We start from the raw sequence: 26,330 nt of genomic DNA, 5'->3' as shown, positions 1-26,330 counted from the left end.
TTCACTCTATCGGTTGGTGCCATCGCCCGGGGGCGGCGACGGTTGTTGCTGCTGTTGCTGCAGCTGGCGACGGCGGGCCTGGATGCGTTCGCGGATGGCCTGCATCTGCGCTTCGCTGGGCCCGTTGGTGTTGGCCGGTGGCGTGTTCGTGGGTGCGGCCGGCGCGGCGGCGGCAGCGGCGTTGCCGGTACCGCGCTGTGCACTGACCCCCGGTGCAGCGACCGGCGCTGCGGGGGGCTGCACCGGTGGCGGTGCCCCGCTGCCCGGCGCTGGCGGCACCGCGCCATTGGCACCCCGCAGCACGGTCGGCGGCTCTCCGCCCTGGCCGTTGAATACCGCCAGTTCAAGGACCTGGTTGCCACCGGGGCCGATCACGGTCGCCTGCCGCGGCTGCAGCGCCACCAGCTGCCAGCCGTCCACGGCGTCGCCGTTGAGGCGCAGCCGCAGCGAGCGGTTCTGCTCGGTGGTGAAGGTGGCCATGCCGAAGTCGCCGGTCAACAGCACGCCGGTCAGGCGCAGCGCGGCACTGGCCGCAGGTTCGCTGCCACCCAGCAGGTACGGGCGCGGCCTGCGGTCTTCGGCGAACAGCGGGCGCTCGCCGATCGCGCTGTAGCTGTCGGCGCTGGCCATGCGCTCGGCCGCCAGCGGCGGCAATGACGGCAGCGCAGGCGCGGCGTCGGCATCACCGCCGGCACCGGGCAGATGGCTGCCCAGCCCGAAGCCGGTGGCCAGCCAGACGGCGGCGGCCCAACCGGCCAATGCCAGCAGGAAGCCGGTGCGCAGGCTGATCTGTTCACGTTTCATCGGCCACCTCCTGCCCTTCGGACGGGGCGGCCGGCGGCGGCGCAGGGGTCGCCTCGGCCGATGAAGGCAGCACTGCGGGCGCTGCGGCAGGCGTTGTCGCCGCGCCGTCGGCGGCGGCGCCCGGTAGCAGGTAGCCGGCCAGCTCGAACGACACGTCCAGGCCCAGCCCCGATTCATTCGGCGATTGCTGGAAACGCTGCGCGATCAGGTTGAGGTTGTCGACGAACAGGCGTGGGCTGCCGGTTTCAAGGCTGTGCAGCACGGTGGCCAGTTCGGCTACGCCGCAGCGCAGCCGCACCTGCATCGCGACACGCACGAACTCGGCATCGCGGCGGTTGTCGGCCAGCGGCGTGCGGTTACTGATGGTGCAGCTGCGGTTGCCCGGGCTGGCCATCGCCACGGCATCCTGCAGGCGGGCACCCAGCGCGGCGGCAGCGGCTTCGGCCGTGGCTTCGCGCAGGAAGCCCGGCCGCTGCTGCAATGCCTCGCGGGTGGCACGCAGGCGCTGTTCGATCTGCGGCCGCTGCTGCAGCTGCGCCTGCACGCGCGCCTCGCGCTCGCGCAGCGCGGCGACATCGGCATCGATCGCACGCAGCGGCTGTGTGAACCATGGGTGCACCAGCAACAGATACGCCACGCCGAGCACGGCCAGCAGCAGTGCCAGCGCCAGCCAGCGGTCACGGCGTGCGCTTGGCATCGGCATCGGCCGCCTCCGGGCTCGGTGCCGCGGCCGGCAAGGGCTGCAGCTCGGCGGTCATGGTGAAGCGGTCACGGCCACTGGCGGCGCCATCGGCCTGCAGCACCCCGGTCAGGTTGACCTTGCGCCACTGCGGTGCATCCTGCAGCAGCTGCACCAGCTGCGATGCCTCGCGGCTCAGGCCGATCAGCTGCAGGTTGTTGTTCTCGATCGCCAGCTTTTCCAGATAGGTGCCTTCCGGCAGGCGCCGGGTCAGTTCATTCCAGATTTCCACGGTACCGGCGCGCTGGCTGCGCTGTTTCTCCAGGAACGCGGCACCATCGATCAGCGCCTGCAGCTGCGCGCGTTCGCTGGCCACGCCACGCGCACTGCGCGCGCTGCGCTCGACCTGCTCACGCAGCGCGTCGGCGGCAGCCCGGCGGTTGTCCAGCAGCTGCACTGCTGCCAGCACCAGCATCACCGCTGCCGCCACCGCCAGCAGCAGGTTCCAGCGCCGCATCGGGTCCGGACGCACCTGGCGCTGCGCGGGCGGCAGCAGGTTCACCTGCAGCACGTTGCCCTGCACATCGATGGCATCGACACCGGCCAGTGCGTCGGCCCACGGGCCCACCCCACTGCGCCATGCGTCCAGCTGCCGCAACGGCCATGCCACCAGTTCGACCTGCAACTGGCCTTCGCCGGCCGCGCCCAGTTCACGCACGTCATAGCTGACCTGGGACGCTTCGAACGGCGTCTGCCGGTCGATCTCGAAACCGACCACCGCGCGCAGGCGATCGGCCGCAGCGGCGGGCAGGCGCAGGGTACGCCGCAGGACGTCCGTCGCCGGCAGCAGCCACACCCGCGGCAGAGTACGCAGGCGGGGCTCCAGCACGCGGTCCAGGTCCGCCGGCGACAGCGGCCACGGCAGGCGCGCCACCGCTTCGCGGCGCTCACCGGCCTCGCGCCAGACCTGCAGCTCGCCCCCCTGCTGCTGCAACAGCAGGCGTGCCTGACCCCAGCCCAGCGCCCATTGCCAGCGCACCGGCACCCAGGCCAGCAGCGACTGACGCCACCAGCGCAGGAAACGGCCCGCGCCCGGGCCGATCCGGCCCTGCACCTGCCGCAGACTGTCCTGCCACGCCGTCATCTTGCTGTCATTCCCTGCTCCCAGCGAAGCACTGTGTAAGTCCGCCCGGGAACCCCGCCCGAGCCACTGCGTACCACTGCCTGCACCACCGACCTGCGTCCACTGCTGTCGATGGCACCGGACTCGATACTATAGGTGCCGCTGCTGCTGGCAAGCGTTGTCGTACCGCCAGCGGAATCTGCATCACGCTCCTGCTGTGCGCGCTGCGCCATCACACTGTCCGCATCCAGGCCCAGCGCGGTCAGCACCGGTGCGCTGGCGAACTGCGGATCCGGGCGTGCCTGGCGGCTGTACAGGGTCAGGTGCGGCAGCATCGCCCGGTACAGCGGGCCGCGCATGCCCAGTACCCGCTGCAGCTCGCCCAGGGTCTCGAAGCGCTTGTTGCGGGGACCGTAGGGCAATCCGGCTGCGGCGTAGTCCTGCGCTTCGGCGCCCCCTCCCGGCTGCAGCAGGCTGTCCTCGTCGCGCCAGTCGATGATCGCCCCGGCCAGCTGCCGGGCCTGTGCATCGTCTTCGCCCAGCGCCTTGAGGAAGGCGGTCAGCAGCGCCGCATCGGCCAGATTCAGGTTGATCTTGCCGTTCTCGTCCAGCACCTTGATCTCGATGCTGGCGTCGTCGAACTGCCAGCGGTAGGTACGGCCATCGGCACGCCAGGGCGCGCGTTGCGGATCGGCCGACAGCCGCAGCAGGGCATATTCAAGGCCGGCGCGCGCACGTTCCTGCCCGCGTGCATCGTCATCCAGCACGCGCTGCTGCAGGTGCTCGACCCGTGCGCTCAGCGCGAATGCACCGACCAGCGCCGTCATCAACGCGATCAGCCACAGCACCAGCACCAGTGCCGCCCCGCCCTGCCGGCTCATCGTGCGCCTCCACTGCCACCGGCACGCAGCGCCACCACCAGCGGCGGCCACGGCGCGCCGCGGTTCGGCTCGATCTGGATTTCCACCAGCATCGGCAGGCGGCGGGTGTCGTCCCAGCGCGGCAGCCAGTCGGTGACCTGCCCGGTGCTGGCATCGATGCCGCGGTAGCGCAGCTGCACCGACTTCAGGTTCTCCACCAGCACCTCCGGCGGGCGCGGCGGATTCTCGGCGATGCGCTCGCCTTGCTGCAGCAGCACCAGGTCCAGCAACAGGCGCTGTTGGCCACCGCGTCCGTCCACCTGCAGCGCGTGCAGGTAGGGTCCGCCACGGCCGAGGTAGCCCGGCAGGTCGGCGGCGAACAACATGCGCTGCTCTTCGCCCTGGAAGAAGACCGGTTCGCGGGTGGGGTCCGGGGCCTCCAGCGGGGTGCGCAGTGCACCCGCCAGCTGCCTGCGCAGCAACGACTCGACCGCGCGCATGCGTTCGCTCTCGGCGGCGATCTGCTCGCCGCGCTGGCTGACCGCCATCGCCGAGCGCACGCTGGCAAAGGCCAATGCCAGGCCGCCAGCCAGCAGCACCGTCGCCAGCATCACTTCGACCAGGGTGAAGCCCGCGGCGCGCTGCTTCATCGCGCGTTCTCCAGGTCGGGCGGCAACAGGCGCAGGCTGCGCCAGTGCAGTTGTTCGCGCTCGCTGTCGCCCCAGCGCACCTGCAGCTGCAGCTCGGCCAGCCATGGGGTCCCCGGTGACGTGGCCTGCACGACGTTGCCGGCGCGTGGTTCGACCCACGGCTGGACCTGCAGCTCCCAGTGATAGCGCCCCTGTTCCCAGTCACCCTGCTGGCTGCCCACCTGCAACGGCGAGTCGACGCCGGCCTGGGCCAGCAGTGACTGTGCATGCAGCACCGCGCGCGTGCGCAGTTCGGCGTCACGCACCTGTTTCGCGCCACCGGACAGGCTGCCCAACAGCAGGGTCAGCGCCAGGCCCAGCAGGGCGAAGGCGATGATCACTTCCAGCAGGGTGAAGCCACGCGCGCGCCGCTTCATGGCGCCCGCCAGGGCCCGGAGCGGACCTCGCCGGTGAGCCAGCCGACGTCGATGCGCCACTCGGCGCCGTCGCGCTGCAACCGGATGCGGCCACCGCTGGAGCCGCCATCGGGATGGAACTCGATCACGCCCTGCCCCGGTGCAGTGGCCAGCTGCGCGGCGCCTTCGAACTGCACCTGCAGTTGTGCCGGCACCTCGCCCTGGCGCTGGTTGGCTCCCTCCCAGCGCCGCCGCGCCGGCTCGATCACGAAGCGCTGCGGCTCACCACGGGAAATCGCCTGCGCGCGCACCATGCGCAGCTGGTTGGCGATGTCCTTCCCGGCGCCGCGCAGCTGCATGCCGGCGAACCCTCGTGACAGGCCGGCAGCGGTGATCAGGCCGATCGCCGCGATCAGCGCGATCACCAGCAGCATCTCCAGCAGCGACAGGCCCGCCGCGCGCCTGCCGGGCAGGCGCGGGTGCGGCACCCGGCGCGGCAGGAAAGGCGTCATGCGCGGTTACGGCTGATAGCGGATATCTGCGTCGACGCTGCTGCCACCGGCCTTGCCATCCTTGCCCAGGCTGACCAGCTCGTACGGCTGGCCTTCGCCGGGTGCGCGGTATTCCAGCGCGTGGCCCCACGGATCATTCAGGTCGGCCGGCTTGGCGTACGGGCCGAGCCAGCCGCCGACGCCGGCCGGCGCGGTCACCAGGTCATTGAGCGTGCCCGGCAGCTTGCCGGTGTCGATCTGGTAGTTGTCGATCTTGGAGGCGACGGTCTGCACCTGCGCCTTGGCGATGTTGGCCTTGCCACGGTCGGCACCGCCCAGCACGCGGCTGGCGACCAGGGTCAGCACCGCGCCGATCAGCACGATGACGATGATGATCTCCAGCAGGCTCATGCCCGACTGGTTGCGCGCGGCGGCGAAGGAAAGGCGGATCGGTCGGCGACTGGCAATCATGGACGGTCCTTTCAGTTGCGGAGTGTCAGGGTTGCGGAGCGTGCCATCGTCAACCGATGGCATTGGTCAGGTCGTACAGCGGCACCAGCACGGCCACGATCACCGCACCGACCACCGAGGCCAGCACCAGGGTGATCGCCGGCACCATCGCCGCCAGCATGCGGTCGATGCGCCGGGCGCTGTCCTGTTCGAAGGTATCGGCGGCTTTCAGCAGCATGGTATCGAGCGCGCCGGATTCCTCGCCGACCTGGATCATCTGCAGCGCCAGGCGCGGGAACCGCTTGCCGCGCGACAGCGCCAGCGACAGGCCGGCACCGTTCTTCACTTCATCGGCGGCGGTTTCGACGTCGGCGGCCAGCGCACGGTTGCCCAGCACGTTGCGCGCGATGCCCAGTGCCCCCAGCAGCGGCACGCCATTGCGCAGCAGTGTGCCCAGCGTGCGCGCCAGCCGGGCGGTTTCCAGCTCGCCGATGAGTCGGCCGATGCCACGCCGCTGCAGCAGCCAGCCATCCAGCGCCAGACGGAACGCCGGTTGCCGCGCCTTGCGCTCGAAGAACAGCACCAGCACGCCGGGCACCACCAGCAGCAGCACCCACCAATCACGCACGAACAGGCCCAGCTGCAGTACCGCGTTGGTGAACCACGGCAGCGCCACGTCCAGGCTTTCGTACATCTGCGCGAACTGCGGCACCACGTAGCCGAGCAGGAACAACAGCGCGCCACCGACCACCACCAGCAGGATCGCCGGATAGACCAGTGCGTTGATGACCTTGCCCTGCAGCGCACGGCTGCGCTCGAGGTAGTCGGCCAGGCGCTGCAGGGTTTCATGCAGGCTGCCACCGGCCTCGCCGGCACGCACCATGTTCACGTACAGGCGCGAGAACAGCCCATGCTGGCGTTCCAGCGCGGTGGACAGGGGCGCACCGCCGCGCACCACGTCGCGGATGTCGGTGATCGCGCGGCGTGACCGTTCGTCCTCGGGCAAGCCCAGCAGGATCGACAGCGCGCGATCCAGCGGCTGGCCGGCACCGAGCAGGGTCGCCAACTGCTGGGTGAACTGCAGCAATGCAGCACCCTGCAGCGGGCGCTGCTGCAGCAGGTTGCGCCAGCTGCTGCCGCCGATCGCGCCGGCGTCGGCCAGCTGCGTCTCCATCGGCAGGTGGCCCTGGTCCTGCAGGCGCGCGATCAGCTCGGCCTCGCTGGCCGCTTCCATCTGCCCGTCGAAGACCTCGCCATGCGGGTTGAGCGCCTTGTAGCGATAGTTCGGCATGTCAGCCCCGGCGTCCTGCGCGCATCAGCTTTCCTCGGTCACGCGCAGCACTTCCTCGATGGTGGTCTGCCCGCTCAGCGCCTTGGACAGGCCATCCTCGTACATCGTGCGCATGCCGGCCTCGCGGGCGATGCGTTCGATCTCGCCCATGCCATCGCGACGCATCACCGCACGCCGCAGCGCATCGTTCATCACCAGGAATTCCATGATGGTGGTACGCCCCAGATAGCCGGTCGGCGCCAGCGCAGACGGCTTGGGGCGGTACAGATGGATCGGCCCTTGCGGCTGCAGGCGGCGCAGTTCGAACCGTTCGATCTCCTCCGGCGAGGCTGCGTAGCGCTCGGCGTGGGTCGGCTCCAGCCGGCGTACCAGGCGCTGGGCCAGGATGCCGTTGATGGTGGAGGTGAGCAGGTAGTCTTCCACGCCCATGTCGAGCAGCCGGGTGATACCGCCGGCCGCATTGTTGGTGTGCAAGGTGGACAGCACCAGGTGGCCGGTCAGTGCCGACTGGATTGCAATGCGCGCGGTTTCCAGGTCACGCATTTCACCGATCATGATGATGTCCGGATCCTGGCGGACGATGCTGCGCAGCGCATTGGCGAAGTCCAGGCCGATCTGCGGCTTGGCCTGGATCTGGTTGATGCCCTCGATCTGGTACTCGACCGGGTCTTCGACCGTGATGATCTTGACGTCGGCGGTGTTGAGCTGGCTCAGCGCGGTGTACAGCGTGGTGGTCTTGCCCGAACCGGTCGGGCCGGTCACCAGCAGGATGCCATGCGGCTGTTCCAGCACTTTGCGGAACTGCGGCAGGAAGGCGTCGGTGAAACCCAGCCGATGGAAATCGAACACCACTGTCTCGCGGTCGAGCAGTCGCATCACCACGCTTTCGCCGTGCGCGGTCGGCACGGTGCTCACGCGCAGGTCCAGTTCCTTGCCCTGCACGCGCAGCATGATGCGGCCGTCCTGCGGCAGGCGCCGTTCGGCGATGTTGAGCCGGGCCATGATCTTGATGCGGCTGATCACCGCGGCAGTGAGGTTGGCCGGCGGGCTTTCGCCCTCCACCAGCACGCCATCGACGCGGTAGCGGACCTTCAGCCGGCTCTCGAACGGTTCGACATGGATGTCCGAGGCGCGCAGCTCCACCGCACGCTGGATCACCAGGTTGACCAGGCGGATCACCGGCGCTTCCGACGCAAGATCGCGCAGGTGCTCGATATCGTCGACGGCACCGCCCTCGCCATCGGCGGTTTCCACGATCGCCCCCATCGCGCTGCGCCCCTGGCCAAACCAGCGCTCGACCAGATCATCGATCTCCGCGCGCATGCCCAGCACCGGCGTCACCGGGATCCCCAGCGCCAGCTGCACGGCCTGCTGCGGATAGGCGTCATGGGCATCGGCCAGCCACAGCCGCACCCCGTGTTCATCCAGTTCCAGCGGGCACACGTGGAACTGCTTGAGGAAACGCAGCGACAGCGGCAGCCCCTCGGCCAGCGCCTGCGGCGGCGCTTCAGGCACCTGCTTGCCCTCCAGCAGCGGCAGGCCCAGCACTTCGGCGCTGGCCAGCGCCTGGTCGCGTTCAGACACCAGGCCCAGCCGCACCAGCAGGCCCAGCAGGCTGCCGCCGGCCTCGGCATGCAGCGGCCGCGCGCGCGCCAGGTCGCCTTCCTTGAGCCGGCCGCGTGCCAGCAGCGCATCGAGAATGCGGCCTTCGGCGTCGTCGGTAACGGGTGCAGCGAGCGCGTTCACATGACTCTCCTGTCAATCGGCCCGACTTTAGCAGTTAAGCCGTGATTTCCGCTGCCCCGCGGCCACCTTTCGTAAAAAGACGAAGCCCGTCACACAGGGTGACGGGCGTCGGCCGTTCAACTACGACAACGGGTGCTTACTGCGTGGCGAGAATGCTCACGCCGTTGTATGCCGCTTCGCCCACCACCTTGATGTAGTAGGTGCCCGCGACCGGCTTGTTCACCCGCACCGTTTCGGACGTGCCAGGGCGGGTCGACTTGGCGTCGTTGTCGCTGGCACTCGGTTCGCGTCCCTGGGCGATGTAGACCGAGACGTTGCCGGTACCGCCATAGGTGATCACGCTGAGCTGCTCGCCGGCGGCCGCCTCGAAGCTGTACAGGCGGCTGCTGCCGGCCGCACCGTTCAGGCCCCCCACGGCGGCCTTGTTGGTCAGCGGCGTCGCCACCGGCCCGCAGTTCTCGGTGCACGGCTCTTCCAGCGCCTTGGCCAGCGCCGCCTTGGCATCAACGATGCCGGTACCGATCGGGGTGGCAGCCGGGATGCTGACCGGGAAGGGACGCGCGGTCTCCTTCAGCAGCGTGCGCATCGCCGCCGGGGCCAGCGGATCCTTGCCCTTGGCGATCAGCGCGCTCTGCACCAGCGCAGCGACCGCTGCCACGTGCGGCGACGCCATCGACGTGCCGCCCATGCCCATGTAGCTGTAGCTGCCCGACTGCGGGGTCGTGGCCGCATCCGAACCGGACTGCCAGATGTAGCCGCCCGGGTTGCCGTCCACGCTGCCACCGCCGCCGGGGCCGGACAGGTCCACGCGCGTGCCGTAGTTGGAGTAGTAGGTGATGCCGCCGGTGATACGGGTGGCGCCGACGGTCACCACGCCATCGCAGCTGGCCGGACGGTACTTGGATGCGTTGTCGGTCTCGTTGCCGGCGGCCACCACCACGGTGGTGCCGCGCGAGATCGCGCCGTTGATCGCGTCCTGGTAGGTCCCGTCACAGCTGCCGCTGCCGCCGAGGCTCATGTTGATGATCTCGGCCGGGTTGGCATTGGCGGGCACGCCCGCCACGGTGCCGCCGGACGCCCAGGTGATGGCGTCGGCGATATCGGAGAGGTAGCCACCGCACTTGCCGAGCACGCGGACCGGCAGCACCTTGGCCTTGTGCGCGACGCCGGCCATGCCGACGCCGTTGTTGGTCTGCTCGGCCACGGTACCGGCCACATGGGTACCGTGCCAGGAACTGTCCTCGGCGACGGAGCCGGTGTAGCACTCGTTGTCGTTCTCGACCCAGTCGCCATAGTCCTGCGCGCCCGGCACGCGATCGTTGGTGGCACGACGCGACGTCTCGGCATCGCTGATGAAGTCGTAGCCTTCCAGCAGGTTGCCGACCAGGTCCGGGTGCTGCGGCAGGATGCCAGTGTCGAGCACGGCCACCACCACGCCCTCGCCCTGCGATACATCCCACGCGGACGGTGCGTTGATGCCACCGGTGGCGTTGTGCAGGTGCCACTGGTACTGCTGGTAGTACGGATCGTTCGGTGCCAGCGCCGGCTGCACGTCACCGGCACGCAGCTCGGTGCGGCGCAGCTTCACGTCGGCTTCGGCGTACTGCACGGCCGGGTCGGCCTTCAGTTCCTTCAGCACGCGCTGCAGTTCCGCAGGCGCCAGGCGCCCCTGCAGGCGGATCAGGTCGGCACCGACGCCGAGCCTGCGCACGACCTGCGGGCCAAGCGTGCTGGCGCGGGCGGTGCCACCGGACAGGCTGGCGCGGGTCAGCGCGGACTGCACGGTGGACAGCTTGGCCGAACGGTCGCCCGCCGCAGCGGTGCCGGCACGGTACTTGACGATGATGCGCTCGGCGCCCGGCTCGGCGGTGCTGGCCTGGCGCACCGGTTCACGGGTCGGCAACCCGGCGGCGTGGACGGCACCCACCGCGGTCATCGACAGCACGGCGGCGGCAAGCACATTGATGCGAAGGTTCTGCTTCTTGATCACGTCGAATTCCTCTTCTGGGTCATGGATCGAACCAACACTGCGGCCATCATTCCTTGACGACTCCCGGCCGGCCCAGCCGGGATTGCCGTGACCTCCCCCCAGGCCCTCGTTGCAGGTGATGCGCCGGCGTGGGTGGCCGCCGGCGCGATGGACGGGCTTACCAGCCGAAGCCGGCGCCCACGCCGACCGAGCTGTCATCGCTGCTGAAGGCGCCGCCGAAGGTGACCGTGGCGCGATCGCTGATCGCGCGCTGGTAACCCAGTGACAACGCCGATTCGCCGCCCTGGAAACCGATGCCGACGCCGACCCGGTTCTGGGTGCGGATGCCGGCGGCACTGGTGGCCATGTTGAGCATCGCCGCGCTCATCGCGCCCTGGCGGTCGATGCGGCGGTCCATGTGGCGCAGGCGTCCATCGATTTCGCCCTTGAACACATCGAAGCTGTCGGCGACGGCCTGCACGCGACTGTCGGTGTAGCTGTTCGCCGTGGCCACGCCACGATCCAGCTGGCCCTTGTTGACGGCGTCGGTGGCGGTGGTGCCGGCGGCGACGTTGGTGACCTGGCGTTCGTTGCCTTCGCTGCCGACCGAGACGGTGTTGGCACGGTCGGCGACCGAGCCCTGGCCCAGCGCCACGGCATTTGCGGCCGTGGCGTTCGCCCCCTGGCCAATGGCCGTGGACGACGCGCCGCTGGCGACGGCCCCCTCGCCCATGGCCACCGCGTTGGCGCCGGTCGCCGGGGTTCCGACCGGAATCCCGGCGCCCGCTGCGGCCACGGTCGGCGTGCCCTGCACGCGCGCGCTGCCAGCGGTCGACGCGGCCGGTGCGGCATCGGCTGCCGCGGCGGCATCCCCCAGGTTGGCCGAACCGTCATCCAGCGACGCACTCATTGCGCGCAGGCTGGCCGTGCCGGCGCGGGTGCCACCGGCGGTGCGGCGGTCGATCTCGCTCACCTTGCGGTCCAACGCACCCAGCGCATCGCCGACGTTGCTGTAGGTAGCGCCCTGGATCACATAGTTCGGTGCCACGAACACGCCTTGCATGCCGACGCTGGCGCCACCGCCGAGGAAGCTGGCGGCGTCACTGAGCGACTGGAACAACTGCCCGCCATTGATCGCCTGGCGGCTGCCGGCGGCAATGCTGCCGGCGCCGACATTGTCGATGGTGGTGCCCTGGATGCCGGACAGGGTCAGGCGCTCACGGCTGGCATCGTCATAGCCGACCGCACTGGCCGCCGTGGTCTCGACCGTGGCGATGCGCGCGTCGAAATCACCGACCCGGGTTTCCACGGCGCCGACGCGCTGGTTGGTGACATTGAGCTGGGAACCGGTGACCGCATCGGTACTGCCGGCCGCGATGCGGCCGTCGGCCACGTTGACGATGCGCCGCGTGGCCGGACCGGCGGTGCCGTTGCCACCGCCGACCGAGACCACATTGGCCTCCAGCGCACGCGAACCGGCACCCAATGCCACCGAGTTGTTGCCGCTGGCGCCGCTGTTGGCGCCCAGTGCCAGTGCCGCGTTGCCGATGGCTGTGGCGCCGCTGCCCAGCGCATTGCTGCGGCTGCCACTGGCGTTGGCGTTACCGCCGATGGCCACGGCATCGGTGCCGGTGGCACTGGCGGTACCCGAACCATTGGCCTTGAAGCGTTGGCCGACCGCATCGGCGGTGGCGGCCACTGCATCCAGCTGGCCCTTGTTCACCGCATCGGTGGCCTGCGTACCGGCCGCGACATTGGTCAGCTGGCGGTTGATCGCGCTGTGGGTCACGCCGGCAGCATCGACCCACTCCTGCGCGGCACCCACCGACACCGTGTTGGCGCGGTCGGCCAGCGAGCCCGCACCCAACGCGACGCTGTTGCCGGCGTCCTTGGTGGTCCAGGTGTTGCTGCCGAGCACCGTCGCGTTGCTGGCCTGCGCGTAGCTGTTGTAGCCGACCACGGTGGCGCCGTCTTCGGTGGCCCACGCCTCGCTGCCGATGGCGGTGGTGAACCGGCCAGCGCTGACGCTGGCGGCATCCTGTCCGGCCAGTGCATTGAAGCCGACCGCCACGCCGTTCAATCCGGTCGCGGCGTTGTTGCCCAGAGCGGTGCCGTACTCGCCCGCCTTGGCCTGCACGCCGAAGCCGGCGCCGGCGATCTCCGCGATGGTGCCCTGGCCCACCGCCGTGGACACGTCGGCGGCCTGCGCGGCACTGCCGATCGCGGTGCCGAAGAAACCGGCGCTGGCGCCTGCACCAAACGCCGTGGCGCGCCAGCCACTGGCCTGTGCGAAGTTGCCGACCGCCGTGGTTTCGCGACCATCGGCGATCGCGCCGTAGCCCACTGCGGTGGCCGCCAGGCCGGCGGCCTCGGCCATGCCGCCGACAGCGGTTGCCCCGATGCCCTGCGACTGCGACTGCGCGCCGATCGCAATGCTGGCGGCGCCGCCGCTGCTGCTCTGTGCACCCAGCGCGACGGCACCGCCTGCGGTGCTGCTGGCACCGCTGCCGATCGCCACACCCTGCTCGGCCGTGGCCAGCGCGTCGACGCCGACCGCGGTGGCATTGGCCGCGACCACCGTTGCGCCGCTGCCCACTGCGGTGGCGCCGTTGCCAATCGCATTGGCCGCGTTGCCAGCGGCGAGCGCATCGTCGCCCTCCACCCGTGCTCCGGCTTCGCCATCGGCGTTGCCGCTGGCCTGGAACTGCCGGCCGGTCCTGTCGGCAACGCTGGCAACCGCGTCCAGCTGGCCCTTGTTCACCGCGTCGGTGGCCTCGGTGCCCGCCGCCACGTGCGTCACCTGGCGCTCGCCGCCGGCGGTGCCCACGGCCACAGTATTGTCGCGCTCGGCCTTGGAGCCGGCGCCCAGCGCCACGCTGTTCAACCCACTGGCGGTGGCACTGGCGCCCAGTGCCGTGGCATCTGCCGCATCCGCCCACGAATTCCAGCCGATCGCGGTGGCGTAATCTTCGGTCGCCCAGGCGCCGGCACCGAAGGCCGCCGCGCCGGTGCCGCTGGCGCGCGACGGGATCAGGCCGAAGAAGGTGCTGCCACCGATGGCCACGCTCTCGGCGCCACTGGCTTCGCTGGACTGGCCGACCGCAACGGCACCACTACCGGCCGCCGCGGCACCGAAGCCGACCGCCGTGGTGTTGGCGCCACTGGCGGCCGAACCGTAGCCCAGCGCGGTGCCGAGGCGACCGCTGGCTTCGGCATAGCCACCGACGGCGGTGGTGCCATCGGCGGAGGCGGCACTGCGGAAACCACTGGCCAGTGCCTGCGTGCCGCTGGCATTGGATTCGGTGCCGGTTGCGGTGCTGTACGCACCGCTGGCCTGGGCCCGCGCGCCCACGGCACTGGCCCCCAGCTCGCTGGCGCTGGCGCCGGTGCCGAGCGCGAGGCTGTCCTCGCCGGTGGCCTGTGCGGTGCTGCCCAGCGCCGCAGCGTTGTTGCCGGTGGCCAGCGCGTCGACGCCGACGGCGGTGGCGTTGGCCGCCAGTGCATTGGCACCGCTACCGAGCGCGGTGGCACCGTTGCCGATCGCGTTGGCCGCATCACCGGCCGCCAGCGCGTTGTCGCCCTCGACCAGTGCGCCGGTTTCACCGTCGGCGTTGCCACTGGCCTGGAATTGCCTGCTGGTCTTTTCCGCTGCGGCGGCGACGGCATCAAGCTGGTTCTTGTTGACCGCATCGGTGCCCTGCGTGCCAGCGGCCACGTTGGTGATCTGGCGGGTATTGCCACCACCGCCGACCGACACGGTGTTGTCACGGTCGGCGATCGAGTCGGCGCCCAGCGCCACGCTGTTGGCCGCGCGCGATTCGGCGGCGTTGCCCAGCGCGGTGCTGTTGATGCCAGCCGACCAGGCGCCGCCACCCACAGCGGTGGAGTAGTTGCCCGATGCTTCGGTGGCCAGCACGCCGAACAGCGATCCGCCGACGGCGACGCTGTTGGTGCCGGTCGCCAGGCTGCCCTGGCCGGTGGCCGTGCTGTAGGCACCCGAGGCTTCGGCGTCGCCGCCCAGCGCCACGCTGTTGGAACCGGAGGCATTGGCGAAGTTGCCGAAGGCAGTGGCGTTGAACGCCGAGGCCTGCGCGTAGCCACCGATGGCGGTGCTGTAGCCGCCGGTCGCTTCGGCGCCGATGCCGAACGCAGCCGACGCAGTGCCGCTGGCGACGCTTTCGCTGCCGACCGCAGTGGCGCCGCTGCCACTGGCGTTGCTGAAGTAGCCCACCGCCACGGCTTCCTCGCCGGAAGCTTCGGACAGCACGCCATTGGCGGTGCTGCCGGCGCCGCTGGCGATGCTGGCGGCGCCGAACGCCGCACTCTGCTCGCCGCTGGCCTCGCTCTCCGCACCCTGTGCGGTGGCGTACTCGCCGGTCGCCTGCGCGTTGGCGCCGACGGCACTGGCGTTCGCGGCACTGGCCAGGGCGTTGAAGCCCAGTGCCTGCGCGTTGTTGGCCAGCGCGTTGGCACCGCTGCCGAGCGCGGTGGCACCGTTGCCGATGGCATTGGCCGCATCACCGGCCGCCAGCGCGTTGTCACCGTCCACCAGGGCACCGGCCACCTCGTCGCCGTTGCCGCTGGCCTGGAAGAAGCGGCTGGTGGTGGTGGCGGTGGTCGCAACCGCGTCGAGCTGTGCCTTGTTCACCGCGTCGGTGGCCTGGGTACCGGCAGCGACGTTGGTCAGCTGGCGCTCGTTGCCGGCGCTGCCGACCGAAACGCTGCGGGCGCGGTTGGCAACCGAGCCGGCGCCCAGCGCGACGGCGTTGCTGGCACTGGCGTTGCTGCCGGCGCCGAGCGCGATCGCGCTTTCACCACCGGCGACCGTGTTGGTGCCGATGGCGATGCTGTTGACGCTGTTGCCGAGCGCCTGGAAGCCCAGCGCCACACTGTTGTCGCCATAGCCGAAGGCGCCCCGGCCGACCGCCGTGGCGCTGGCACCGTTGGCCCAGCTGTTGTAACCGATGGACGTTGCGCCGCTGCCACTGGCCCACGCCGCATTGCCGAACGCAGAGGCATTGGTGGCCGTGGCCCACGCACCGGAACCGAAGGCACTGGCGCCACTGGCCGTGGCCCAGCTGTAGCCACCGACGGCGGTGCTGTCGTCACTGCTGGCGAAGGCACTGTCGCCAACCGCAACCGCGTAGCCGCCGGTTGCACGCGACGTGCCGCCAGCAGCGAAGCTGTTGTCCCCGCTGGCCTTGGCCGCATTGCCGAACGCGCTGCTGGCGGCACCGGTGGCCTGTGCGCCGCTGCCCACTGCGGTGGCGTTGGCGACGGCGGTGGTGCCCACCTGCTGCGCCGTGCCGTCGGCACCGATGATCGGCTGGTTGTACTCGTCGTAGGCCTGGCCGAGGCCACCGATGGCAACACCGCCGTTGCCGGTGGCGTTGCTGTTGCGACCCACCGCCACGGCGTCGTCACCAATGGCCGAAGCGGCGGCGCCATGTGCAACCGCGCCGGCGCCGATCGCATTGCTCGACGAACCGGCCGCCACCGCGCCTTCGCCCTCGGCGAGCGCACCGGCATCACTGCCCGCTTCCGGCTGGGCCTGGAAGAAGCGCGCGGTGTTGTCCGCGGTACTGGCCACGGCGTCCAGCTGCGCCTTGTTCACTGCGTCGGTGGCTTCGCTGCCCGCGGCCACGCTGGTGATCTGCCGTTCGTTGCCGGCACTGCCCACGGCCACGCTGTTGGCGCGCACCGCTTCGGAATTCGCGCCAAGCGCGACGCTGTTGGCGCCACGCGCGGTGGCGTAGTACCCGACGGCCGTGCTCTGTGCGCCGCTGGCCCAGGTCTGCGCGCCGAGTGCGCTGGCATTCTCACCCGGGGCGTAAGCGAAGTAGCCGACGGCGGTGGATTCCGCGCCGGAGGCTTCGGTCAGGCTGCCGTTGGCCACCGCGCGGTCACCGCTTGCGATGGCACCGGCGCCGACGGCCGTCGCCGCTTCGCCGCTGGCCTGGGTCTGCACGAAGAAACCCAGGCCCGGAATCAGGTCGGCCGGGCCACCGATGGCCACGCTGCTGGTGCCGGTGGCGTTGCTCTGCGTACCCAACGCAGTGGAGTAATCACCGATGGCATTGGCGACCGCACCGAACGCGGAGGCCTGGGCACCGGCGGCATAGGCACCGACGCCGTAGGACGACGACGCAAAGCCGCTGGCTTCGGCACTGGCGCCGACTGCGGTGCCACCGACACCGGCGCTGGTGGCGCCGGTTTCGACCGGCACGCCACCACTGGTGATCAGCGGATTGCCATCGGCATCCACCGCAGCACCACCGACAGCGACGCTGCCCGGGCCGTTCGCCTGCGCGTTGTTGCCGAACGCGGCGCTGTTCTGACCTGAGGCCAGTGCGTTGTTGCCCACCGCAGTCGCGTTCTGTGCGACGGCATTGGCGCCCGCGCCCACAGCGGTGGCGCCGTTGCCGATCGCGTTGGCCGCCTCGCCGGCCGCCAGTGCCTCGTCGCCTTCGGCCAGCGCGCCCGCATCGCTGTTGCGGCTGCCCGTGGCCTGGAAGTGCCTGGCGGTGGCATCGGCGACGGCGGCCACGTCCTTCAACTGGCCGACATTGACCGCATCGGTGTCTTCGGTACCGGCCGCGACGCTGGTGAGCTGGCGGGTCAGGCCGTACTCGGCCGCACCGACGGACACCGTATCGACGCGGTCGGCCAGCGAGCCGGCACCCAGCGCCACGCTGCCGGTGGCGACCGCCGCCGAATTGGAGCCCAGCGCGGTGCTGTACTCACCCACGGCGGTGCTGAACGCACCCACCGCGATCGATGCTTCATTGGCGGCAGTGGCGCCACGGCCCAGAGCGGTACTGCCCGGGCCCATCGCCACGGCACCGCCACCGACGGCAGTGGCGCCGTCGGCGCTTGCTTCGGACAAGGCACCCAGTGCGGTAGCCGCGCCGTTCTCGCTGGCGGCATAGGCGCTGGCGCCCACGGCGGTGTCACCGAGGCCGAACGCGGCCGCGCTCTGCCCGACCACCACGCTGGCGTCGCCGATGGCCAGGGCGCCCTGGCCGAATGCGCTGGCGCCCAGGCCGGCGGCAATGGCCTGGGTGCCGATGGCAGTCGTGGCGTTGGCCAACGCCTGTGCACCGGCACCGGCGGCCACCGCGCCCTGCCCGTCGATCTTCGCTGCGTCGCTGTCATCACCGGCGCCATCGGCCTTGAAGTAGCGCTCGCCATCGGCGGCCACGTCCGCCAGCGCCGCCTGCGTGGCGCGCGCCTGCGCATCCAGCTGCGCCTTGTTCACCGCATCGGTGGCCTGGGTGCCGGCGGCCACATTGGTGATCTGCCGTTCCTTGCCGGCATCGCCGACGGACACGGTGTTGGCGCGCGCGGCCTTGGAACCGGCGCCCAGCGCCACGCTGTTGGCCGCGCTCGCGCTGCTGTTGCCGCCGATCGCCACCGCGTTGCTGCCCTTGGCGCTGGCCGTGCCTTCAACCAGGCACTTTTCCAGCAGCTTGCCACTGAACGCCACGCAGGTAGCGCTGCCGCCGATCTGCACCGACTGCGCAACGGCGGCACTGCTCATGCCCAATCCCAATACCAGCCCCAGTGCCACGGCCAGCGCGGCTGGCGTTGCCTGCGTCGTGTCGCGGCGCTGGTCGACCACACCACCGCTGCTGTCGGAAGAGGCCAGTTCCGAGGCCACGACCAACTGACCCAATGCTTTGTTCCAGACCTTGCGATAAATCCGATTCATCGGTACGGCTCCTGATTGGACTGGTTTTGGGCAAAGCAACGCCACCGCCGGGCCGTGCGGCCCAACGTCCCCCCTGGGGGCGTCTATTCGCGTGATTTACTGCGGGTATTGCCGAACGGCGCGCAGCGACAGAAACCCGAGCGCGTGCGCCAAGCGGTTACTGCGAAATGAATGATTCTGAAACGGGCTTCAAGTGTTAACGGCAACTTTGGAGAACGTCAAGACTTTGACACGACAAATCCTATTGCCGTGAAGCAGTTCACTATTTCACGGGTTTATAAAAGGATTTCGTTATGCAGACGTGACGAACGGCTGGCGCATGAAAATCGATGTAACTAGCGGGCGCGACTGGAGTTTCACACGCGCAAAGAAAAACCCGCTGGCAATGCAGCGGGTTTTTCCATACGCGATGGCATTGCGCCCTGCGCGGAATGATGCGATCAGCCGCACCACACCCGTGCGTTGCGGAACATGCGCATCCACGGCGAATCCCCCTGCCATTCGGCGGGCGCCCAGCTCAGGTTGAGCGCGCGCGGGGTGCGCTCCGGGTGCGGCATCATGATGGTGACGCGACCGTCGCTGCTGGTGAGGCCGGTGATGCCGTCCGGCGAACCGTTCGGATTCAGCGGATACTGGCTGGCAACGTTGCCATGGCCATCGATGTAGCGCAGCGAGACGCGGGCCGCGGCCTGGTCGACGGCCGTGTCGAACACTGCCTGGCCTTCACCATGCGCCACCGCCACCGGCAGGCGCGAGCCGGCCATGCCACGCAGCAGGATCGACGGCGACTCCACCACTTCCAGCAGCGCGGTACGGGCTTCGAACTGCTCGCTGGCATTGCGGCGGAACTGCGGCCAGTGCTCGGCACCCGGAATGATGCCCTTGAGCTGGCTCATCATCTGGCAGCCGTTGCACACGCCCAGCGCGAAGCTGTCTTCGCGCGCGAAGAACGCGGCGAAGGCATCACGCAGCGCACTGCGCTCCAGGATCGAGGTGGCCCAGCCACGGCCCGCACCGAGTACATCGCCATAGCTGAAGCCACCACAGGCGACCAGGCCGGTGAACTCCTGCAGCGCCACGCGGCCTTCGATCAGGTCGCTCATGTGCACGTCGAAGGCACGGAAGCCGGCACGTTCGAAGGCGTTGGCCATTTCAATCTGGCCGTTGACGCCCTGCTCGCGCAGCACCGCCACGCGCGGACGCGCACCGGTGCTGATGAACGGTGCTGCGACATCTTCGTTGAGATCAAAGCTGAGCTTCGGCTTCAGGCCCGGTGCGTTGAAGGCACGTGCCACCTCGCGCTCGGCATCGGCATTGGCCGGATTGTCGCGGCGCTTCTGCATCGCGTGAGTGACCGACCACCAGGCGTCGAACAGCGCTTCCCAGCGCCATTCGGCCAGGTTGCCACCGCCCAGCGACACACGCACCACCGGTGCGGTGGTCGGTTTGGCGATGCGCTGTGCGCATTCGGTCAGTGCATGGCGCTCGACCAGGTCAGCGAACGCGGCGCGGTCTTCGCGGGCGATCTGCACCACCGCACCCAGTTCCTCGTTGAACAGGCTGCGGAACGGATCATCGCCCCACGCATCGAGGGTGATGTCCAGGCCCATCCGCGAGGTGAAGGCCATTTCGCACAGCGCGGCGAAGGCACCACCGTCGCTGCGGTCGTGGTAGGCCAGCAGCAGGCCGGCCTGGCGCGCATCGCGGATCAGCTCGAAGAAACCACGCAGGCGCTGCGGGTCGTCCAGGTCAGGGGCGGCACCGGCGAAGGCCGGCAGGTCGCCATGGTCGGCATGCACCTGGGCCAGGATCGAACCGCCCAGGCGCTGCTTGCCGGCCCCCAGGCCAATCAGCCACAGCTCGCTTTCCACGTCGCGGTCGAGCAGCGGGGTCAGCTGCTGGCGCACATCGGCCACCGGCGCGAACGCCGAGATCACCAGCGACACCGGCGACACGCTCTTGTGCGCTTCGCCCTGGTCGTGCCACTGCGCCTGCATCGACAGCGAGTCCTTGCCCACCGGGATGCTGATGTCCAGCTGCGGGCACAGTTCCATGCCCACCGCCTTCACCGCGTCGTACAGCAGCGCGTCTTCGCCCGGGTGGCCGGCCGCGGCCATCCAGTTCGCCGACAGCTTGATCTCATCCAGCGCATCGACCGGGGCCGCGCACAGGTTGGTCAGCGCTTCGCCCACCGCCATGCGTGCCGAAGCCGCCGCATCGAGCAGGGCCAGCGGGGTGCGCTCGCCGATCGACATCGCCTCACCGGCCACGCCGTCGAAGTCGGCCAGGGTGATCGCCACATCGGCCACCGGCAGCTGCCACGGGCCGACCATCTGTTCGCGCGCGGTCAGGCCGCCGACGCTGCGGTCACCGATGGTGACCAGGAAGTTCTTCGAGGCCACGGTCGGGTGCGCCAGCACGCGCAGGCCGGCCTCATGCAGGTCCAGGCCGCCGGTCTTCAGCGCCGGCCAGCGCGGTGCCGGCGGATGCGCGGTGTCGCGATGCATCTTCGGCGGCTTGCCGAACAGCACGTCCATCGGCAGGTCGATCGGTGCATCGGCCGGGGTGTGGCCCGGCACGGCGCCGTAGGCCACCACCAGATGCTCTTCAGCGGTGGCCACGCCGACGGCCGCGAAGGGGCAGCGTTCGCGGGCGCACAGCGCGGCGAACTCGGCCAGGCGTTCCTGGGCCACGCCCAGCACGTAGCGTTCCTGCGACTCGTTGCACCACAGCTGCATCGGCGACAGCGACGGATCATCGGTGGGCACCTTGCCCAGGTCGATGACACCGCCGACGTTCGAGTCGTGCAGCAGTTCGGGGATGGCGTTGGACAGGCCACCGGCGCCGACGTCGTGGAAGAACTTGATCGGGTTGTTGGCGCCCATCGCCACGCAGCGGTCGATGACCTCCTGGCAGCGACGCTCCATTTCCGGGTTGTCGCGCTGCACGCTGGCGAAGTCCAGGTCCTCGGCGCTTTCACCGGAGGCCACCGAACTGGCGGCACCGCCGCCCAGGCCGATCAGCATCGCCGGCCCGCCGAGCACGATGACCGCATCACCGGCCTGCAGCGGGATCTTGTCGACCTGGACGCGGTCGATCGCGCCGAGGCCACCGGCCAGCATGATCGGCTTGTCGTACGCGCGCACCAGATCGGCGCCTTCGGGCAATTCGAAGCTACGGAAGTAGCCGAGCAGGTTGGGGCGGCCGAACTCGTTGTTGAACGCGGCGCCGCCGAGCGGGCCCTCGGTCATGATTTCCAGCGCCGGCGCCATGCGCGGGTTCAGCGCGCGCGGCGCTTCCCACGGCTGCGGCAGCTCGGGGATGCGCAGGTGCGAGACCGAGAAGCCGGTCAGGCCCGCCTTCGGCTTGCCGCCACGGCCGGTCGCGCCCTCGTCGCGGATCTCGCCACCGGCACCGGTCGAGGCACCGGGGAACGGCGCGATCGCGGTCGGATGGTTGTGCGTTTCCACCTTGATCTGGAAGGCGCTGGGTACCTGCGGCTCGCGGCGGTATTCGCCACTGGCCGGATCGGGACGGTAGCGCGAGGCCGGATGGCCTTCGATCACCGCAGCGTTGTCGCTGTACGCGCTGAGCGTGTGCTGCGGGGTCTGCTGGTGGGTGTTCTTGATCATCCGGAACAGCGAGCGGTCCTGTTCCTGGCCGTCGATGGTCCAGCTGGCGTTGAAGATCTTGTGCCGGCAGTGCTCGGAATTGGCCTGCGCGAACATCATCAGTTCCACGTCCGACGGCGACCGGCCCAGCGCGGTGAAGCGTTCACGCAGGTAGTCGATCTCGTCCTGGGCCATGGCCAGGCCGAGGCGCTGGTTGGCGGCCTCCAGCTGGTCCACCGGCACGCGTTCCAGCTCACCCCGCGCCGGCGCGGAGAACAGCGCCTGGCCCTGCTCGACCGTTTCCAGCACCGACTGCGTCATCGGGTCGTGCAGCGCCTTGGCCAGCGCCTGCTGGGCGGCGGCATCGGCGGGCCAGCCCTGCACGTCGATGCGCAGGCCGCGCTCGACCCGGCTCACTGGCTGGCCGGCACCGCGCACCAGTTCGGTGGCCTTGCTCGACCACGGTGACAGCGTGCCCAGGCGCGGCACCACGATGCGGCTGACCGCGCCGTCGGCCACGGCCTCGCCCTGCGGCGCTGCTTCGAGGATGCGGCACAGGGTGGCCAGGTCGGGGGCGGCACTGCCTTCGGGCTGCACGAAGTAGACGTGCCAGGCACCGCTGATGCGCAGGGAGGGAGCGATGGACTGCAGGCGGGATTCAAGACGTTCGCGGCGGAACGGCGACAGGGCGGGCGCGCCCTCGAGGACCATCATGTCCGGGGAACCGTAGTTGGGAAACGGGCCCGACATTGTACCGGAAGCAGGGGGATGGCTTTGGCCGGGCGGCGCCCGGCACCCGCCGAGGCCAGGGCAACAGCAACAGCAACAGCAGCTGCCAAAGCAAAAGCAGGATTTCCGTGGGATGGCGGGGTGGGTCCGGTGGCGGGGGACGCCGTAAACCCATCCCTGGGGGCTTGGCCGCGGCATCCATGCCGCGGACACCCCCGCCACCGGACCCACCCCGCCTTCGACAGATTTCCGCGAGCTGCGGTAGATCCACGCCATGCGTGGATGCTCCCCGGTAGTGCCGGCCGCTGGCCGGCAACCAGGAAATGTCAGAAATCAGGCATTGAAGAGCGCAGCGACCGGCTTTTGCTTTGATTTTTTGTTCTGTCTTTCGTGGCTGGCCGCGCAGGAACCTGTCCGTGGCCGGGCGGGTGGGCTGCGCAGGGGCGTGAGCCGCATGGATGCGGCGACCGAGCTTACATGGACGTACTTGCAGCGCCCCCTGCGCAGCCCACCCGCCCGGCCAATCCCCAGAAATCCGCTGTTCGCGGCAAGCCCCAGCCACGAGGGGGCTCCGCCGATGGCCGCCGACTGCGCGCCAGCGCCGCTTTCCGCCCAAATCGCCGAACCATGCGCTTGCTCACGGATTGACCACGCAATTGATGACAACGTTGTCCCCACCTGGTGCCGGACTCTCTCCCCGGCCTCCCAGGTGCCTCCGTCCGGCCCCTCCGTCGCCTTCCCGGGCGACGCCCGGACCTGCGTCACGCGCGGCGCCATCGGGGCCCGCGCGCCCTTTGATCGGAGACTCACCCATGTACGACCCGATTGTGCGCAGTGCCGAACGTTCGACCCGAAGCTGTCGTCCCCGCCACCTGGCCTGGCTGCTTGCCCTGGCCGCCGGTACCGCCGCCCTGCCCGGCCTGGCGCAGGCCGCCAGCTGTGCCGGGGTGGCGCAGTGGGACCAGGCCAAGATCTACCGGGCCGGCGACACCCTGCAGAAAGGAGGCGTCCTCTATCGGGCGAACCAGGACATCTGGAACGCGCCGCCGGACCATCCGGCCGGTGCGCCCTACTACACCAACCTCGGCGCCTGCGATGGCGGCGGCGTCAACCAGCCGCCGGTGGTCAGCCTGACCTCGCCGGCCAACGGTGCCACCTTCAGTGCCGGCGGCACGGTCAACGTGACCGCCACCGCCAGTGATCCGGACGGCAGCGTCGCCAAGGTCGAGTTCTTCCGCGATGGCAGCACGCTCGGCGTGGCCACCAGTGCGCCGTATGCGGCCAGCTGGGCCAATGCCAGTGCCGGCAGCCACACCCTGCGCGCGGTCGCCACCGACAACAACAACGCCACCGCCAGCACCGCGACGATCACCATCACCGTCAACGCCGCCGGTGGCGACACCACCGCACCGAGCGTGCCGGGCGGGCTGGCGGTCGGCACCCGTACCGCCAACAGCGTCGCCCTCAGCTGGAGCCCGTCCACCGACAACACCGGCGGCAGTGGCCTGGCCGGCTATGACGTGTACCGCAACGGCAGCCTGGTCGGTTCACCGTCCAGTGCCAGCTATGTGGATGGCGGGCTGACTGCATCCACCACCTACCGCTACCGCGTACGGGCCCGCGACAACGCCGGCAATGCCTCGGCACAAGGCACCGAGATCAGCGCCACCACGCTGGCCGGTGACGGCGGCACCACCGGCAAGCGGGTCATCGGCTACTTCACCCAGTGGGGCATCTATGGCCGCAACTACCGGGTCAAGAACATCGACAGCAGCGGCTCGGCCGCGCGCCTGACCCACATCAACTACGCGTTCGGCAACGTGCGCAACAACCGCTGCGAAGTGGGCATCACCCAGCCGTCGGATCCGAACAGTGGTGCCGGTGGCGATGCCTTCGCCGACTACACCAAGGCCTTCAGTGCCGCCGAGAGCGTCAGCGGCAGTGCCGATACCTGGGACCAGCCGCTGCGTGGCAACTGGAACCAGCTCAAGCAGCTCAAGGCCAAGTATCCGAACCTGAAGGTACTGATCTCGCTGGGTGGCTGGACCTGGTCGCGCGGCTTCTCCAGCGCGGCGCGTCCGGAAAACCGCCAGGCGTTCGTCGCCTCGTGCATCGACGCCTACATCAAGGGCAACCTGCCGGTGACCGACGGTGCCGGTGGTGCCGGTGCCGCACTGGGCGTGTTCGACGGCATCGACATCGACTGGGAATACCCGGTGGCCTGCGGCATCGAATGCGGCAAGCCGGAAGACAACGCCAACTTCACCGCGCTGATGGCCGAGTTCCGTCGCCAGCTTGATGCAGTGCGTCCGGGCCTGTTGCTGACGGTGGCGGTGGGTGCGGGCATCGACAAGATCCGCGTCACCGATCCGGCCGCGTACCACCCGTACCTGGACTACATCAACGTGATGACCTACGACTTCCACGGCGCGTGGGATGCGAAGACCAATCACCAGTCGGCGCTGTTCGATTCGCCCAATGATCCGTCCACCGGCGACCAGAAGCTGTACAACAGCAACGACGCCATCGAGGCCTTCATCAGCCGTGGCGTGCCCGCCGCCAAGCTCAACCTGGGCATCGGCTACTACGGGCGTGGCTGGACCGGTGTGGCCAATGCCAACAACGGCCTGTACCAGACCGCGAGCGGTGCCGCCCCGGGTACCTACGAGGCCGGCATCGAGGACTGGAAGGTGCTGAAGAACCTGGCGTGGCCGGGCTACACCGACAACACCGCCGGCGCCACCTGGATCTACAACGGCAGCACGTTGTGGAGCTTCGACACCCCGGCCAACATCACCCGCAAGATGGGTTACGTGAAGACCCAGGGCCTGGGCGGTGCATTCGTCTGGGAGTTCAGCGGTGACGATGCGCAGGGCACGCTGACCAAGGCGGTCAGTGATGGCCTGAAGTAAGAAAAAAGCCGGGGATGCGATACACGCATCCCCGGCCTCCTGCCTGCAGCGCCGATCAGCGCTTGGCCGACAGCTTTTCCAGCGCCGCACGCAGCTGTGCCGGCGGCAGGTAACCGCCCAGCTGGGTGCCATCCGGCGCGAAGATCGCCGGCGTGCCATTCACGCCCAGCTGCTGGCCCAGCGCGTACTGCATCGCCACCGGGTTGGTGCAGTTCTTGGCCGGCACGCTGCCGCCGCGCTTGGCGTTGGTCAGGGCCTGGCGACGATCCGCTGCGCACCAGACCGAAATCATGTCGGTGTAGTCCTTGCTGCCCAGCCCCATGCGCGGGAACGCCAGGTACTCGACGGTGATGCCGTTGCGGTTGAGCTCGGCGATGTCCTGGTGCAGCTTGCGGCAGTATCCGCACTCGATGTCGGTAAACACGCTGATGGTGTATTTCGCGTTCGGCGCGGCGAATACGATGCGATCACCGTGGTTGGCCTTGGCCAGCAGGCCGCGACGGTAGCCGAGCAGGCCTTCGCTGTTGGCCGGGCCCTTGGCGCGGGTGTCGTAGGGCTGCGACTGGAACAGGTAGCGGCCATCATCGGACACATACAGCAGCTGGCCGGACACCACCACCTCGCGGAAGCCCGGGAACGGCGCGGCACCGATGTAATCGACCTGGAAGCCCGGGTTGAGCGCGGTCAACGCGGCACGGACCGCCTGGTCGGCCGAAGCGTTCGCGGCCGGGCTGGCCTTGGCCGCAGCGGTGGGCGCCTTGGCGGCCGGCGGGGCCGGCTGGGCGCAGGCGGTCAGGCTGAGCGCACCGAACACGGCGGCGATGGCAAATCGGAGCATGGAACGATCCGCAGCAGAAGAAGATCCCGGATTCTGACACAGCCGCCGGCAGCGGGCCGCGCTGCCACGGA

At 69.7% G+C, this 26,330-nt stretch carries 15 protein-coding genes; 1 reads left to right on the top strand and 14 read right to left on the bottom strand.

What is annotated here, in order from left to right; genetic code table 11:
* Positions 1-6: 6 nt before the first annotated feature.
* The 13 genes from LRM18_RS14845 to purL all read right to left on the bottom strand — a co-directional run bounded on the left by LRM18_RS14845 (position 7) and on the right by purL (position 22,494).
* Positions 7-804 carry a hypothetical protein gene (locus LRM18_RS14845; protein ID WP_057493409.1) on the bottom strand — a complete coding sequence of 266 codons (798 nt, stop codon included), beginning with the start codon at positions 802-804 and terminating at the stop codon, positions 7-9.
* Positions 794-1,501: a type II secretion system protein GspM gene (gspM, locus tag LRM18_RS14840; protein ID WP_270954922.1), complete on the bottom strand. Its 708-nt coding sequence runs from the start codon at positions 1,499-1,501 to the stop codon at positions 794-796. The genes LRM18_RS14845 and gspM overlap by 11 nt, the downstream gene beginning before the upstream one ends.
* Positions 1,482-2,627 (bottom strand): PilN domain-containing protein, encoded by a 1,146-nt coding sequence (locus LRM18_RS14835; protein ID WP_049464292.1) that lies wholly within the window; start codon positions 2,625-2,627, stop codon positions 1,482-1,484. The genes gspM and LRM18_RS14835 overlap by 20 nt, the downstream gene beginning before the upstream one ends.
* Positions 2,624-3,487 (bottom strand): general secretion pathway protein GspK, encoded by an 864-nt coding sequence (locus tag LRM18_RS14830; RefSeq protein WP_064237626.1) that lies wholly within the window; start codon positions 3,485-3,487, stop codon positions 2,624-2,626. The genes LRM18_RS14835 and LRM18_RS14830 overlap by 4 nt, the downstream gene beginning before the upstream one ends.
* Positions 3,484-4,116 (bottom strand): type II secretion system protein J, encoded by a 633-nt coding sequence (locus tag LRM18_RS14825; protein WP_270954902.1) that lies wholly within the window; start codon positions 4,114-4,116, stop codon positions 3,484-3,486. The genes LRM18_RS14830 and LRM18_RS14825 overlap by 4 nt, the downstream gene beginning before the upstream one ends.
* Positions 4,113-4,532 carry a prepilin-type N-terminal cleavage/methylation domain-containing protein gene (locus LRM18_RS14820; RefSeq protein WP_270954901.1) on the bottom strand — a complete coding sequence of 140 codons (420 nt, stop codon included), beginning with the start codon at positions 4,530-4,532 and terminating at the stop codon, positions 4,113-4,115. Before LRM18_RS14820 ends, LRM18_RS14825 begins: the two co-directional genes overlap by 4 nt.
* Positions 4,529-5,023, bottom strand: a complete 495-nt coding sequence (locus tag LRM18_RS14815; protein ID WP_049464284.1) for a GspH/FimT family pseudopilin — start codon at positions 5,021-5,023, stop codon at positions 4,529-4,531. The genes LRM18_RS14820 and LRM18_RS14815 overlap by 4 nt, the downstream gene beginning before the upstream one ends.
* A gap of 6 nt (positions 5,024-5,029) precedes the next feature.
* Positions 5,030-5,473 (bottom strand): type II secretion system major pseudopilin GspG, encoded by a 444-nt coding sequence (gspG, locus tag LRM18_RS14810; protein ID WP_049464282.1) that lies wholly within the window; start codon positions 5,471-5,473, stop codon positions 5,030-5,032.
* Between the two features lie 49 nt (positions 5,474-5,522).
* On the bottom strand, positions 5,523-6,743 hold the full coding sequence (locus LRM18_RS14805) for a type II secretion system F family protein (RefSeq protein ID WP_032956504.1): 1,221 nt from the start codon (positions 6,741-6,743) through the stop codon (positions 5,523-5,525).
* A gap of 24 nt (positions 6,744-6,767) precedes the next feature.
* On the bottom strand, positions 6,768-8,489 hold the full coding sequence (gspE, locus tag LRM18_RS14800) for a type II secretion system ATPase GspE (protein ID WP_049464280.1): 1,722 nt from the start codon (positions 8,487-8,489) through the stop codon (positions 6,768-6,770).
* A gap of 136 nt (positions 8,490-8,625) precedes the next feature.
* Entirely contained in the window at positions 8,626-10,479 is a 1,854-nt protein-coding gene (locus LRM18_RS14795; protein WP_270954900.1) for a S8 family peptidase, read from the bottom strand.
* 157 nt (positions 10,480-10,636) lie between these two features.
* Positions 10,637-18,169 (bottom strand): ESPR-type extended signal peptide-containing protein, encoded by a 7,533-nt coding sequence (locus LRM18_RS14790; RefSeq protein ID WP_270954899.1) that lies wholly within the window; start codon positions 18,167-18,169, stop codon positions 10,637-10,639.
* A 440-nt stretch (positions 18,170-18,609) separates the two neighbouring features.
* Positions 18,610-22,494 carry a phosphoribosylformylglycinamidine synthase gene (gene purL / locus LRM18_RS14785; RefSeq protein WP_270954898.1) on the bottom strand — a complete coding sequence of 1,295 codons (3,885 nt, stop codon included), beginning with the start codon at positions 22,492-22,494 and terminating at the stop codon, positions 18,610-18,612.
* Positions 22,495-23,321: 827 nt separating this feature from the next.
* On the opposite strand from purL, the gene LRM18_RS14780 reads away from it, so the two are divergent.
* Positions 23,322-25,421 (top strand): glycosyl hydrolase family 18 protein, encoded by a 2,100-nt coding sequence (locus LRM18_RS14780; protein WP_270954897.1) that lies wholly within the window; start codon positions 23,322-23,324, stop codon positions 25,419-25,421.
* A 55-nt stretch (positions 25,422-25,476) separates the two neighbouring features.
* Here LRM18_RS14780 and LRM18_RS14775 read toward each other — a convergent pair whose 3' ends face one another.
* The gene (locus LRM18_RS14775; protein ID WP_057494134.1) at positions 25,477-26,259 is read right to left on the bottom strand and encodes a thioredoxin fold domain-containing protein; all 783 of its coding nucleotides are present in this window, start codon (positions 26,257-26,259) and stop codon (positions 25,477-25,479) included.
* Positions 26,260-26,330 lie beyond the last annotated feature (71 nt).

It is taken from the genome of Stenotrophomonas sp. PI_27 (assembly GCF_027854495.1).
Classification (GTDB): domain Bacteria; phylum Pseudomonadota; class Gammaproteobacteria; order Xanthomonadales; family Xanthomonadaceae; genus Stenotrophomonas; species Stenotrophomonas pavanii.
The sequence above is the reverse complement of the archived record's forward strand: the minus strand, read 5'-3'. Positions and strand labels throughout refer to the sequence as shown.

Excerpts from the sequence above, each read along its gene's own strand:
- LRM18_RS14845 (WP_057493409.1), bottom strand. The coding sequence starts at position 804 with ATGAAACGTGAACAGATCAGCCTGCGCACCGGCTTCCTGCTGGCATTG.
- gspM (WP_270954922.1), bottom strand. The coding sequence starts at position 1,501 with ATGCCAAGCGCACGCCGTGACCGCTGGCTGGCGCTGGCACTGCTGCTG.
- LRM18_RS14835 (WP_049464292.1), bottom strand. The coding sequence starts at position 2,627 with ATGACGGCGTGGCAGGACAGTCTGCGGCAGGTGCAGGGCCGGATCGGC.
- LRM18_RS14830 (WP_064237626.1), bottom strand. The coding sequence starts at position 3,487 with ATGAGCCGGCAGGGCGGGGCGGCACTGGTGCTGGTGCTGTGGCTGATC.
- LRM18_RS14825 (WP_270954902.1), bottom strand. The coding sequence starts at position 4,116 with ATGAAGCAGCGCGCCGCGGGCTTCACCCTGGTCGAAGTGATGCTGGCG.
- LRM18_RS14820 (WP_270954901.1), bottom strand. The coding sequence starts at position 4,532 with ATGAAGCGGCGCGCGCGTGGCTTCACCCTGCTGGAAGTGATCATCGCC.
- LRM18_RS14815 (WP_049464284.1), bottom strand. The coding sequence starts at position 5,023 with ATGACGCCTTTCCTGCCGCGCCGGGTGCCGCACCCGCGCCTGCCCGGC.
- gspG (WP_049464282.1), bottom strand. The coding sequence starts at position 5,473 with ATGATTGCCAGTCGCCGACCGATCCGCCTTTCCTTCGCCGCCGCGCGC.
- LRM18_RS14805 (WP_032956504.1), bottom strand. The coding sequence starts at position 6,743 with ATGCCGAACTATCGCTACAAGGCGCTCAACCCGCATGGCGAGGTCTTC.
- LRM18_RS14790 (WP_270954899.1), bottom strand. The coding sequence starts at position 18,169 with ATGAATCGGATTTATCGCAAGGTCTGGAACAAAGCATTGGGTCAGTTG.
- purL (WP_270954898.1), bottom strand. The coding sequence starts at position 22,494 with ATGATGGTCCTCGAGGGCGCGCCCGCCCTGTCGCCGTTCCGCCGCGAA.
- LRM18_RS14780 (WP_270954897.1), top strand. The coding sequence starts at position 23,322 with ATGTACGACCCGATTGTGCGCAGTGCCGAACGTTCGACCCGAAGCTGT.
- LRM18_RS14775 (WP_057494134.1), bottom strand. The coding sequence starts at position 26,259 with ATGCTCCGATTTGCCATCGCCGCCGTGTTCGGTGCGCTCAGCCTGACC.